This window comes from Mesorhizobium oxytropidicola, from assembly GCF_056174625.1.
In genome coordinates, this window is the sequence record NZ_CM149692.1 from 2876722 (window position 1) to 2889593 (window position 12872).

The following is a 12872-nucleotide window of genomic DNA, read 5'->3' on the forward strand; positions in this document are numbered from 1 at the left end:
TACCCCGTCGATCGGGGGAGAGGTGGCTCGGCGAAGCCGAGACGGAGTGGGGGTCGACGAGCGCCACATAAGACAATGCATGCTCCAAGCTGCCATGCACGCTAGAGGGGCCGGCGCCGCCTTATGCGATTGGCCGAGGGGTGACCTTGCTTAAAACCGCGTTCTTGGGCTCAATGGGCGGATGGTCGCCACGCTGCTAGGCAGGGCATCGAGATGAGCGAAGACAGACCACGGCCGCTGGCCGAGATCGCCAGCTATCACGCCCATATCTACTTCGTCGGGCAGGCCGAGCGGCAGCATGCCGAATGGCTGCGGCTGCGCATCGGCGAGCGGTTCCGCGTGCGCCTGGGCAATTGGCACGACAAACAGGTCGGCCCGCATGACCAGCCCATGTACCAGGTCTCCTTCGCCAACGAGATTTTCGGCACGCTGGTTCCGTGGCTGATGCTGAACCATGGCGGCCTGAGCATCCTCATCCACCCGAACACCAGCAACCCAAAGCGCGACCATCTGGTCGATCCGGTCTGGATCGGCCGGCCGCTGGGGGTGCATGGCGATGTCCTTCCGGACGATCACGAGGCGGAAGAGGCGCTGGAGGTTAACACCGAGCCGTCGCTGCCGGCGTAGACCGGCGTCGGTTCCACGCAGACCAGCACTGCCATTGCGTGATGCCGTTCGGCACGCTTTTATCTGCAATGCGCCATCACGGGGGAGTGATTTGTCTGTCAGAAACGAAACGTCCACCGGTCACGAAGCGAGCGAGGCCGGCTGGCTCGACCTTCATTTCGAATCGTCGCGGCCCGAATACGAGGCGGCACTGCTCGACGCCGGCATCCGCCCGGGCTGGCGCGTGCTCGACGCCGGTTGCGGCAGCGGCAGCTTCCTGCCGCTCATCGCCAAGGCCGTTGGCCCATCCGGCTTCATCGCCGCGCTTGACCTCGCGCCCGAAAACATCGCCCGGGTTGAGGCGCTCGCGGGCACGCTGTCCGAGCCGCCGGAAATTGCCACGCATGTCGGCAGCATCCTGTCGTTGCCATTCGCCGACGCATCGTTCGATTGTGTCTGGTCCGCCAATGTCATGCAGTATCTGACGCCCGCCGAGTTCGAGCTTGCCGTCGGCGAGGCCAAACGCGTGTTGAAGCCGGGCGGCATCTTCGCGGTCAAGGATTTCGATTCGACTATCCTGCAGATCCTGCCCATGGATCGGGCCCTGTTCGCGCGCTTCATGGCAGCCAGGCTGCAGGGATTTCGCGACCGAGGCGTTCTCGGCACCGATTGCGGCTCGACGCTTCCTACGCGTCTGCGGCAGGCGGGCTTGGAGGTCGTCAGTCGCAAGGGCTGGTTGGTCGAGCGCTGGGCGCCCGCGCCTGCCTTCACGCGCGACTATGTTCGCGACCTGCTGGCCTATCTTGCCAGCGTCGCGCCGGGCTACGCCCTGCCTGACGCCGACCAGGCCTATTGGCAGGACCTAAAGGACCGGCCGGATCGCCTGCTCGACGATCCGGACTTCTGCTACCGCGAGTTCTTTGTCATGGCGGTCTGCCGGCTTTAGCGCTCTGCCGCGACGGCTGACGCTGTCGGCGGTTGCGCGGAACTTTCATCGAAACTTCGTGCGTCAATGCACCACCGCCCGCAGCCGCTCGCGCAGTTCCCGCGGCGCGACATCGTACCGGCTCTTGAAGGCCCGCGAAAAATGCGCGCTGGAATTGAAGCCGCAGGCGAAGGCGATTTCGGAGATCGAGGCCGAGGCGCGGGCGGGGGACAATAATTCCTCCTTGCTGCGCTCCAGCCGGCGGTCCCAGACGAAGCGTTCCAGCGTGGCGCCTTCGCCCTCGAAGGCGCGGTGCAGATAGCGGCGCGAACAGCCCATGTGGCGGGCTATGTCCTCCGCCGACAGGCTGCTGCGCGCCAGATTGGCGTCGATATAAGCGACGATGCGCTCGCGCAGCGCTTCGAGCGGCGAGCGGCGGAATTCGGGCGCCATGGGCTTCGCCTGGATCAGGCCGTTGACCAGCTGGATCAGGCTTTCGCCGACGCGCCGGCTGCCGGCCTCGTCCAGCCTGTGCGCCTCGCCGATGGCCATCTGCATCAGGCCGGAGACGATGTGGGTCAGGCTGTCGTCCTTGCCGGGCAACGGCAGCGGGGCGGAGAGGCGGGCCAACGTGTCGTCGCCGAAGGTCGAGCGCGGCACCTGCAGGATCAACTGGTCGACATCACTGAGGTTCTGCAGGGAGTAGCTGCGCACCGGGTCATAAATAATCGCCGATTGCGGGCCGAGGTCGACGGCGACCTGCTGCTGCTCGAACCGGCTGCGGCCTCTGATCTGCATCAGGATCTTGATCGCGTCGGGATCGAAGCTGCGCCAGAACAGCCGGTCATTGACCACCAGATGCGAATTGGCCTTGATCTCGGACAACCGGCAGGCGCCGAGATTGACCGACACCAGCTGCGGGATCGACGGCACCGTGCCGCGCGGGAAGCGCTGGGTGATCGGGCCGAACAGCAGGCGCGATGTCGACAGGAAAGCCTCGCCATCGGCGACGCTCACATGGTGGGCGGCAGCGTGCATGTGTTCCTCCTCCAAACAAGCCTTCCCGTCTTGGCGCGGGATTGTGGCGCGGGCTTATGCCCCGATGCAACGATCAACAACTTAACATGATAATTATCTCTGCCGCAACGGCAGGGATGCACCCGACCGGACAGGGCAGGGCGGATAGGCTGGAATGCCGTGCCGGCGGGACGGCTCGCTCAGCCGGCGCGTTTCCAGCAGGCGATGAAATGGCCTGCTGCAACTTCCCGGGCGACAGGTTCCGCGGCATGGCAGCCGGCGTCAGCCAGGGGGCAGCGGCCGGCGAAGGCGCAACCGCCGGGGCCGGCTTCGATGGCGGCTTGTGCTTCGGCCATGGCGGTGGCCTGCCCGTCGTTGGAGGACGCCGCCAGCAGCAGCTGCGTGTAGGGGTGGTTGGGGCCGGCGAAGATCTGGTCGGAGGAACCGGTCTCGACCAGGCGGCCGCGATAGAGCACGCCGATCCGGTCGGCCATGTAGCGCACGACCCTGAGATCATGGCTGATGAAGAGGTAGGCGGTGTCCTGCTTGCGCTGCAGATCGTTAAGCAGGTTGAGCACGGTTGCCTGCACCGAGACATCGAGCGCCGAGGTCGGCTCGTCCAGCACGACCAGTCTCGGCAGGCCGGCGAAGGCGCGCGCGATGGCCGTGCGCTGGCGCTGGCCGCCCGACAGCGTTCCGGGCTTCTGCTCCGCCGTCGTGCGGGCAAGACGCACCGAGGCCAGGAGGTCGCCGACGCGCTGCGGCACGGCACGGCGCGGCAAGCCGGCCAGCTGGCGCAGCGGGCGGCCAAGAATGCGGTTGATGCGCTGGCGCGGGTTGAGCGTGCGGTCGGGCGACTGGAAGACCATCTGCACGTCGCGCCGCTCGCTTGGCTGGCGCCGTTCGACCAGCGGCGCCACCGTCTTGCCGAACAGTTCGACTGTGCCCGCCGTCGGCGGCTGCAGGCCGGTGACGATGCGGGCCAGCGTCGATTTGCCGGAGCCGGACTCGCCTATCAGGCCGAACGTCTCGCCGCTGGCGATGTCGAGGTCGATGCCGTGCAGCACCGGCTGGCCGCCAAAGGATTGTCTTATCCCACGGCAAGAGACGGCGATTTCGCGTTGCGCCGCGGGCGAGGTGCTTTCTGCTTGTTCTCCGGCCGGTGCATCCGAAGTCATGTCAACGGGGCTCGCATCCTCGGCCAACCTGCCGTCGCGCTTGGTGCGGTTGAGCGTTGGAATGGCGGCGACCAGCGCCCGTGTGTAGGCGTGGCGCGGGTTGTCGAACACCTCGTCCGCGGCCCCGGTTTCGACAATCGAGCCAGACTGCATCACCGAGACCCGGTCGCAGGAGCGGCGGATCAGGTTGATGTCGTGGCTGATCAGAAGGATGCTGGTGCGGTGCTCGCGGCGCAGATCGTCGAGGATGGCGATGATCTCGGACTGGACGCTGGCGTCGAGCGCCGTCGTCGGCTCGTCCATCACCAGCAGCGACGGGTCGAGCGCGATCGCGATGGCGATGTTGGCGCGCTGCTGCATGCCGCCCGACAGTTCATGCGGATAGAGCTGTAACACCCGCTCCGGGTTGGCGACGCGGACGCGGCCGAGCAGCTGGGCCGCGCGGCCAAGCGCATCGTCGTGATGCATCGGGCGATGGCGCAGGATCGTCTCGGTGATCTGGCCGCCAATGGTCATGCTCGGGTTCAGCGCCGAGCCCGGATGCTGGTAGACAGCGGCGATGCGGTCGCCGCGCAGCCGGCGCAGTTCGTTGGTCGAGAGGTCGCGGATCTCGCGATTTTCGAAGGCCAGTTGCGCGGCTTCGACGCGGGCATGCTTGGGCAGATAGCGCAGCACGGCCAGCGCCACCGAGCTCTTGCCGGAGCCGGATTCGCCCACCAGCCCGAGCGCTTCGCCCTGGCCGATGCGCAGAGATATGTCATCGACAGCGCGGTGGATGTGCCTGGCTCCCCTGTAAGAAACGGAGAGGTGCTCGACGTTTAGAACTGAGGACATGAGACGACCGGAAACCACTTTCTGCGCGCGCCACGATCAGGGGCAATCGCTTCCGCTTTCATAGGGAACAATCTCTATAAAATTACTCGAATTAAACCTGAGCGCAATCTAACTTTCGCTGACTGGAAGATTTTCGGGCACGGCCATGGGCCGCAGCACTGGCGGTTTTCCGCATCCGCAAGGAAGGGAATCGAGATGTCGCACATGATCCTCAGCGCGTTCTTCTTCAACCCGCAGGGCGACCATCGCATGGCATGGCGCCACCCCCGCGCGCCGGGACGCGAGGTGCTCGATTTCGACTATTATCGCGAGCTGGTTCAGGCGGCGGAACGGGCGCGGATCGACACCATCTTCGTCGCCGACCATGTGTCGATCTGGGATTCGGTCAAGAGCGGCGTCGCCCACTACGCCAACGCCCGCCTCGAACCGCTGACGCTGCTGTCGGCGCTGGCCGCCGTCACCGAGCATATCGGCCTGATCACCACGGCGTCGAGTTCCTACAGCGAGCCCTACAATGTCGCACGCCTGTTTGCCTCGCTCGACCATATCAGCAAGGGCAGGGCGTCGTGGAACGTCGTCACCTCGGCGATGGACGAGGAAGCGCGCAATTTCGGCCGCGACGGCAATATCGAACACGCTTTCCGCTATGAACGCGCCGGCGAATTCCTCGATATCGTCAAGGCGCTGTGGGACAGCTGGGAAGACGAGTCGCTGCTCATCAACAAGGAGACGGGCTACTTCGCCGATCCGGACAAGGTCCATCCGATCGACCACAAGGGCAAGCACTTCAAGGTGCGCGGGCCGCTCAACGTGTCGCGGCCGCCGCAGGGCCATCCGCTGATCGTCCAGGCAGGCTCGTCCGAGGACGGCAAGAATTTTGCCACCGCCCAGGCCGATGCGCATTTCGCCATCTACAGCACCAGGGAAGACGGCATCAAATACCGCGAGGACATCAACGAGCGACTGGCACGCCATGGCAGGCGGCCGGAGAGCTTCAAGATCCTGCCCGGCATCCTGCCGATCGTCGCCGCCTCCGAAGCCGAAGGCCGCGACAAGCAGGAATACCTGCAGAGCCTGCTTCCCGACCAGGTCGGCATCGACCTTTTGTCGAGCTGGAGCGGCATCGACCTCTCGGCCTATCCGCCGGACGGGCCGCTGCCGCCACTGCCGGACGAGAGCACCTTCAATGGCGGGCGCACCTCGCTCAACCGGGTCAAGCAATGGTCGAAGCAGAATCTCAGCCTGCGCGACATTGCCCGCAAGCTCGCCAACAGCGGCTCGGTGCCAACGGTTGCCGGCACGCCGAAGCAGATCGCCGACCAGCTCGAAGACTGGTTCGTCGCGGGTGCCGCCGACGGCTTCAACCTGATGTTCCCGCTGCTGCCCGAGGACTGGGTGAATTTCGCCGAGCAGGTGGTGCCGGAACTGCAGCGGCGCGGCCTGGTGCCGACCGAATATGCGCCGGGCACGTTGCGCGACCGTTTTGGCCTTGCCCGCCCCGCCAACCGTTTCGCCGAGCAGCGCGCCAATGCGCGCGCCGTGTCCTGAGGGACCGACAATGACCGCAGCGCCAAATCTCCAGCCCCGCGAAGCCACCGCTCCGCGTCTCGTCAATGTCCTGCACAGCCCCAAGCGTGTGCGCGTCAAGTTCGGTGGCCGCACCATCGCCGACAGCCGCAATGTGCTGGTGCTGCGCTCCAACCATTTCCTGCCGATCTATTTCTTCCCGCCGTCCGCGGTCGACCCATCGGTGCTGAAACCCTCGCTGCATCGCGAGCCGCATGCCGTTGGCGGCGAGACCGCCTATCGGGATATCGACAGCGGCGACAAGCGCGCCGCCAATGCGGCGTGGTCGTTCACAGCACCGCCGGACGAAAATCTGGCGCCGCTCGCCGGCCGCATCGCCTTCACCTGGAAGGCGGTCGACCAGTGGTTCGAGGAGGAAGAAGAGGTCTTCGTCCACGCCCGCGATCCTTATGCGCGCATCGACGTGCTGCACAGTTCAAGCCATGTGCAGGTCTGGTTCGACGGCGAGATCATCGCCGACAGCCACCGCCCGGTGCTGCTGTTCGAGACCCATCTGCCGACGCGTTTCTACCTTCCTGCGGACGATGTCCGGCTGGAGCGGCTGACTGCGTCCAATTCGACGACGCGATGTCCCTACAAGGGCATCGCCTCCTACTGGTCGGGTCTCTTGAAGGACGGTTCGGTTCGTCCCGACATTGCCTGGAGCTACCGCGACCCGATCGACGAGATGCCCAAGATAAAAGGCCTGATCGCCTTCTATCCGCAAGCGGTCGACCGCATCCATCTCGACGGCCAGCCGGCCTGACGGCGGCTTTCTTCCCAATCTTCATTCTCACCAGAATTTACAAGAGGCACACAATGACGAAACGTTCCGACATCGATTTGCTGCGCAACCAGTCCGGTGACATCTGGAATGTCGCGGTGGATGAATATGCGCAAGGCTTCCTCAAGCGCCGCGACCTTCTGAAATATGCCGCGCTTCTCGGCCTCACCGGCTTTGCCGCCTCGCAGGGGCTCTTCACATCAGGCGCACGTGCGGCGACCACCGGCGGTACGGTCCGCGTCGGGCTCGGCCAGCCGACCAAGGCGATCGATCCCGTCACGATAACCGACCCCGCCAGCATCGGCGTGATCAGCCAGGTCGGCGAATATCTGATCCTCGACGATCCCAAGGACGGGTTGCAGCCGAAGCTTGCCGTGTCGTGGGAAGCCGACGAAACGGCCAAGCGCTGGACCTTCAAATTGCGTCCGGGCGTGAAGTTCCATGATGGCCGCACCGTCACCGCCAAGGACGTTGTGGCGAGCTTTGAGCGGCTGGTCGATCCGGCCAGCGGTTCGTCCGCTCTGTCGGCCTATAAAGGCATCCTCTCCAAGGGCGGCGCCAAGGTCGTCGACGACGAGACCGTCGCCTTCGATCTCGACCAGTCGAACAGCAACTTCCCATTCTACGTGTCCTCCGACGTCTACAACGCGGTCATCGTGCCGGCCGACTATGCCGGCGATTTCGAGAAGACTTTCAACGGCACGGGTCCGTTCAAACTCGAGTCCTTCCGTCCCAAGCAGGGCGCCAGCTTCGTGCGCAACCCGGATTATTGGGGCGACAAGGCGCTGCCCGACCGCGTGGAGATCAAGTTCTTCGACGACGAGCAGGCACAGGTGCTGGCGCTGCAGGCCGGCCAGCTCGACGTCATCCCCAGCACCACGCGCCTGGAACTCGCGATCGAGGGCAATCCCAACTTCAAGCTGCTCAGTGTGCAGGCCAGCTCGCATGATCCGGCGCATCTGCGCACCGACCAGGCACCGTTCACCGACAAGCGCGTCCGCCGCGCTCTGGCGCTGACCATCGACCGCGAGGCCGTGGTCAAGGGTCTGCTCAAGGGCCGCGCCATCGTCGGCAACGACACGCCGTTCGCGCCGATCTTTCCCTCGGCCGATCCGGCGGTGCCGCAGCGCAAGCAGGACATCGCTGAAGCCAAGCGCCTGCTCGGCGAAGCCGGCGTGCCCAACGGCTTCGAGGTGACGCTGACCACCGAACGCGCCTACGACATTCCCGACTATGCCGTGATCATCCAGAACTTCGCCAAGAAGGCCGGCATCGACATCAAGCTCAACGTGCTGCCGCAGGATGCCTATTACGGCTCGGCGACGTTCGGCAGCTCGCCATGGCTGGATTCCAATCTCGGCATCACCGATTTCGGCCATCGCGGCACGCCAGACATCTTCCTGAACGCGACGCTGAAGAGCTCGGGCGCCTGGAATGCAGCGCATTTCAACAACCCGGACTATGACGCGCTGCTGCTTGAGTATGGCAAGGCCCGCGACCTGCAGGCGCAGCGGCTCGCCGCCGGCAAGATCCAGATCCTGCTGCTCGACGAGACGCCGCTGATCATCAGCTACTTCTCGCAATACAGCCGCATCGTCTCCTCGAAGGTCGAGGGCGTGCGCTTCACCGCCATCTCGCACCTGCTGCTCGACAAGGTGTCGTTCGTGTGAACCGCATCGCCTCGATGGCGCGGCCACTGGCGGTTCGCGCGGGCGCGCTGCTGTTGACGCTGTGGCTGGTCAGCGCGCTGGTCTTCCTCGCCGGGCAGGTGCTGCCCGGCGATGTCGGCCGCGTCATGCTCGGCCCGTTCGCCGATGCGCAGGCGGTTGCCGAACTCAACCGCAAGCTCGGCACCGACCAGCCCATCCTTCAGCAATACTGGCATTGGTTCAGCCGGGCGATTTCGGGGGATTTCGGCAACTCGCTGTCGATGCGCGCGCCGGTGGCGCCGTTCGTCCTGTCGAGCACCAGGAATTCCGCGGCGCTGGCCGGCGTCGTGCTGCTTTTCCTGGTGCCGATCGGTATTGGCGCCGGCGTCATCGCGGGCCTGCGCTCGGGCAGCCTTGCCGACAGGCTGATCGTGCTGACCGGCGTCTCGCTCTCGATCGTGCCGGACTTCGTCTCCGGCCTTTTGCTGCTGATGGTCTTCGGCCTGTGGCTGGCCTGGTTTCCGATCTCCGGGGCGGCGCCGGACGGGGCCGGCTTCTGGACGTCCAGCTACCATCTCATTCTGCCGGCGCTGCCGCTGGTGCTGAACCTCATCGGCTATGTCGCGCGCATGACCAGGGCAGGGGTGATCGAGGCGCGTGCGGCGGATTATACGCGCACCGCGATCCTGAAAGGGCTAAGCCCCGCGCAAGTGCTGTTCAAGCATGTGCTGCGCAACGCGCTGGTGCCGACAGTAGCGGTCATCGCCACGCAGAGCGGTTTCCTGCTCGGCGGGCTGGTGGTGATCGAGGCGCTGTTCGGCATACAGGGTCTCGGCAATCTGGTGCTGAGTGCCGCCAAGGCACGCGACTTCCCGATGCTCGAGGCCGGTGTGCTGGTGATGGCTGCGATTTTCGTGTCGACAGCGGCGATCGGCGATCTCCTGCAGGCGCTGCTCGATCCGCGCCAGCGCCGGCGCAACGCGCCATGACCGATCTCGCCCAGTCTCCCGTGCGCAGCGATATCAGGCTCTCCTGGCTCGGCCGGCTGCGTGGTCTTCTGCCTGACGTGGCGCCGTCGACCGTGATCGGCTCGGCGGTGCTTTTGTTCTGGGTTGCCTGCGCGATTGCCGGCTCGCAATTCGTGCCGTTCGATCCCTATGCCGAGGATTTCCTGTCGATGATGACGGCGCCCGACGCGGTGCATTGGTTCGGCACCGACCAGCTCGGACGTGACGTGCTTTCGCGCATCGTCGTCGGCTCGCGCGACATCCTGCTGGTGGCGCCGCTGGCGACGCTGGCGGGTGTGGCCGCCGGCAGCGTCATCGGCCTGGTGCTCGGCACCTTTGGCGGCCTGGTCGATGCCGTCGGCGCACGGCTGCTCGATGCCGTCATGTCGCTGCCCTTCATCGTGCTGGTGACAATGGCGCTGGTGGCGATCGGCCCATCCAACCTCACCGTCATCCTGGTCATCGGCCTTGCCTATGCGCCGCTGGTGGCGCGCACGGTGCGCACCGCCGCGCGCGAACAGCGCGAGCGCGACTATGTCAGCGCCGCGCGGCTCGCCGGCGAAGGACGGCTGGCGATCATGTTCCTGGAGATCCTGCCCAATGTCCGGGAAGCCATCCTGATCGAACTCATCACCCGGCTCGGCTACGCCTTCTTCTCGATCGCGACGCTGAGCTTCCTCGGCCTCGGCATCCAGCCGCCTTCGGCCGACTGGGGGCTGGCGATCGCCGACGGCTACGGCTTCCTCACCGGCGGCAAATGGTGGGTGGTGGTGTTCAATTCGGCCGCCATTATCTCGCTGGTGATGGCCACCAACCTGATCGCGCAAGGCATCGGGGCGTTCGAGAACGGCGACAAATGAGTTGCGAATTTCACCACGCAAAGCCGGCGATTCGATCTAATTTCTTTGCAACCCGTTAATTCGGCCATGCTGTTAATGAGCGTGTTCTAATGCATGTCGACCGGAACCGCGCAGCGGTTTTGGGATAACGACATGCGCGAAACTGACTGGTTTGGCGCGGGGTAGGCAATGACCAAGAATCTCGGCAATGCACGTTATGTGCCGCCCAATGACACAAAGCCTTCCTTTCTCAGCAAGGCGGCACCAGCGCTGTTTCCGCTGGTCGTGGCGGCGCTGGGCTACATGATCGGCAGGCAGTTTTTCGGCATATAGAGCGAAGTCAGGCGTCCATGTCAGACATGGACGTCACCGAAGGTGAGCTCGCCGTCGCCGCCGGACGCGAAAAGCACGATGGCGAACAGCCAGGCATAGAATGCAGCCACGCCGACCACGATCGCCACGCCGGGAATGGGGCCAAGGGCGGCGCTGTCGACAGCATAGCGGAGCGAGCCGACGAAGCCGGTCCCGACACCCCCGGCCTGAAGGCTGGGGGTCGTTATTTTGAGCACCCAGGCCAGCAACAGGATCATGAAGAGATAGATGTAATTCCGCCGCAGGCGGCGTGCCAACGCGGCCCGGTGCGACAGCAGAAACTTCGGCGCGCGCAGGCCTTCGCCGACTATGAGCAGCCAATCCGAGGCGAAGTCAGGCTGCGGGGAAAATATCTGCGCGAAATAGTGGCGCTCGAACTGGCGCACGCGGGCCCGGTAGAAGTCGAAGAAGCGGTAGCGGCGCGCCTCGATCCACAGAAGCAGCAGGATCAGCAGCATGGCGAACAGCAGCACGCCGTGATGAGCACTGGCCGTCGACAGCGACACCGAGAGCATCGCCGCCACCACGGTGATCGCCCAGTTCGTGGTCCTGTCGAGGCGATCGCGCCATCCCGCCATGCGCGCGATCTCGGCGCGGTGGAAATGCGACAGCGTGTTCACACGCTCCGTCGATGAAAGGACAGGCCCCGCGGGTTTTGCCGACGCATCGTTCATGACGTCCTCCGGCAAGGACCAAAACGCTTTGCCGGCAACATTGTTCCCCGGCGGCCGATGCATCGATTCCGGCGATTCGCCGGTTGGCGCGATTGTTCGCCCGCTCCCGCTGACGGCGGCGATCCTGCCCCGGTAGCGGCGTGCCAGGGTCGCAAGATCGCGGGTCGGCGAGTGCCTATTCCGGCCCGCCGATCCAGTCGACCAGCAGGGCGACGAGCCCAAAGGCGCCGCCGATGGCACAGACCGCTGGCCACCCGCCCCAGCTCCAGGCGATGCCGGCCAGCAAGGAGCCGATGGCGCCGCCGATGAAGAAGATGCCGACGAACAGGCCGTTGAGGCGACCGCGTGCCTGGGGCTGCAGCAGATTGACGGCGCGGCGGCCGAGCGTCTGGTCGCCGGTGACGCCGATGTCGAGCAGCACGGCACTGACGCCCATCAGCACCAGCGGCAGCCATCCGGTTAGGGGGTCGCTGGAGCCAGCCCAGGCGGCCAGCGCCATCGCGCCGATCAGCACGAGATGGCAGAAGATGGTGGCGGATCGCGTCCAGCCATGATCGCCGGCGCGGCCGAACAGCGGTGTGACCACCGCGCCGCCGGCGCCGACGAGTGCGAACAGCGCAATGCCGCGTTGGCCAAGGCCGAAGGGCGGCTGTGCGAGGCGCAAGGCCACCGCCGTCCAGAAGAGGCTGAACGCCGCCATCACCAGCGCCGCCGTCATCGCACGCCGCCGCAGCACCGGCTCGTCGCGCAGCAGGCCGAACAGCGAGGCGATCAGCGCGCCATAGGACGAATTCGCCTCCGGGCGGCGCCGCGGCAAGGTGAAGGCGAGCACGCCGGCGAGCAGGACGAGTGCCCCGGCGCTGAGGCCGTAGAAGGCGCGCCAGCCCCAGGCGTCGGCGATCAGGCTGGCCAGCGGCCGCGCCAGCAGGATGCCGATCATCAGTCCGCTCATGACGTCGCCGATGACGCGGCCGGCCTCGCCGGGTGGCGCCATCGAGGCGGCGATCGGCACCAGGATCTGGATCGCCGAGCAGGCGGCGCCGAGGACGAACAGGACGACCAGCAGCGAGGCGATGGTGGGTGCGAAGGTGGCGACGCCAGCCGCAAGGGCGGCCGTCAGGAGCATGCGCAGGATCAGGGCGCGGTTCTCGGCGAGATCGGCCATCGGCACCAGGAAGAACAGGCCGGCGGCATAGCCGAGCAACGTCGCCATGGCGACCAGGCCGACGCTGGCAGCGCTGGCACCGAGCGACGGGCCGATCAGGCCGACCAGTGTCTGCGGCGCGAACAGATTGGTGACGATGATGCCGGTGGAGGCGGCAAACAGCAGCGTCTGCAGGCCGGTGATGGTGCTCGCCGCCGGCAACCGTTCGCACAGCTGGCCATCATTGGTATCAGGCATGGAGTCCTCAAGAAGTTGC

12 protein-coding genes are annotated in these 12872 nt (G+C 65.7%); 8 read left to right on the plus strand and 4 right to left on the minus strand.

All coding sequences use genetic code 11. The features are described 5' to 3' along the window. Window positions 1-213: 213 nt before the first annotated feature. Together AC0V8S_RS14250 and AC0V8S_RS14255 are read left to right on the plus strand one after the other, a co-directional pair. Window positions 214-627: a DOPA 4,5-dioxygenase family protein gene (locus tag AC0V8S_RS14250; protein ID WP_475438068.1), complete on the plus strand. Its 414-nt coding sequence runs from the start codon at window positions 214-216 to the stop codon at window positions 625-627. 91 nt (window positions 628-718) lie between these two features. Next, window positions 719-1552, plus strand: coding sequence for a methyltransferase domain-containing protein (locus tag AC0V8S_RS14255; protein WP_475438069.1), 834 nt, complete (start codon window positions 719-721; stop codon window positions 1550-1552). Window positions 1553-1615: 63 nt separating this feature from the next. On the opposite strand, the gene AC0V8S_RS14260 is transcribed toward AC0V8S_RS14255, so the two are convergent. Together AC0V8S_RS14260 and AC0V8S_RS14265 are read right to left on the minus strand one after the other, a co-directional pair. Then, entirely contained in the window at window positions 1616-2569 is a 954-nt protein-coding gene (locus tag AC0V8S_RS14260) for a helix-turn-helix domain-containing protein (RefSeq protein WP_475438070.1), read from the minus strand. A 179-nt stretch (window positions 2570-2748) separates the two neighbouring features. Then, window positions 2749-4560 (minus strand): dipeptide ABC transporter ATP-binding protein, encoded by a 1812-nt coding sequence (locus AC0V8S_RS14265; protein WP_475438071.1) that lies wholly within the window; start codon window positions 4558-4560, stop codon window positions 2749-2751. Window positions 4561-4755: 195 nt separating this feature from the next. Here AC0V8S_RS14265 and AC0V8S_RS14270 point away from each other — a divergent pair, with 195 nt between their 5' ends. From AC0V8S_RS14270 to AC0V8S_RS14295, 6 genes are all read left to right on the plus strand, one after another. Further along, entirely contained in the window at window positions 4756-6108 is a 1353-nt protein-coding gene (locus AC0V8S_RS14270) for an LLM class flavin-dependent oxidoreductase (RefSeq protein ID WP_475438072.1), read from the plus strand. A gap of 10 nt (window positions 6109-6118) precedes the next feature. Then, window positions 6119-6892, plus strand: coding sequence for a DUF427 domain-containing protein (locus AC0V8S_RS14275; RefSeq protein ID WP_475438073.1), 774 nt, complete (start codon window positions 6119-6121; stop codon window positions 6890-6892). A 53-nt stretch (window positions 6893-6945) separates the two neighbouring features. Then, complete coding sequence (locus AC0V8S_RS14280; RefSeq protein ID WP_475438074.1) at window positions 6946-8580, plus strand: ABC transporter substrate-binding protein; 1635 nt, start codon at window positions 6946-6948, stop codon at window positions 8578-8580. Window positions 8581-8594: 14 nt separating this feature from the next. Further along, the gene (locus tag AC0V8S_RS14285) at window positions 8595-9548 is read left to right on the plus strand and encodes an ABC transporter permease (RefSeq protein ID WP_475438622.1); all 954 of its coding nucleotides are present in this window, start codon (window positions 8595-8597) and stop codon (window positions 9546-9548) included. Further along, window positions 9545-10426 (plus strand): ABC transporter permease, encoded by an 882-nt coding sequence (locus tag AC0V8S_RS14290; RefSeq protein ID WP_475438075.1) that lies wholly within the window; start codon window positions 9545-9547, stop codon window positions 10424-10426. Before AC0V8S_RS14285 ends, AC0V8S_RS14290 begins: the two co-directional genes overlap by 4 nt. Before the next feature lie 168 nt (window positions 10427-10594). After that, window positions 10595-10738 (plus strand): hypothetical protein, encoded by a 144-nt coding sequence (locus AC0V8S_RS14295; RefSeq protein ID WP_095200450.1) that lies wholly within the window; start codon window positions 10595-10597, stop codon window positions 10736-10738. 20 nt (window positions 10739-10758) lie between these two features. Here AC0V8S_RS14295 and AC0V8S_RS14300 read toward each other — a convergent pair whose 3' ends face one another. Together AC0V8S_RS14300 and AC0V8S_RS14305 are read right to left on the minus strand one after the other, a co-directional pair. Next, window positions 10759-11451, minus strand: a complete 693-nt coding sequence (locus AC0V8S_RS14300) for a DUF2270 domain-containing protein (protein WP_475438076.1) — start codon at window positions 11449-11451, stop codon at window positions 10759-10761. A 175-nt stretch (window positions 11452-11626) separates the two neighbouring features. Further along, the gene (locus AC0V8S_RS14305; RefSeq protein WP_475438077.1) at window positions 11627-12853 is read right to left on the minus strand and encodes an MFS transporter; all 1227 of its coding nucleotides are present in this window, start codon (window positions 12851-12853) and stop codon (window positions 11627-11629) included. Between the last annotated feature and the right edge of the window lie 19 nt (window positions 12854-12872).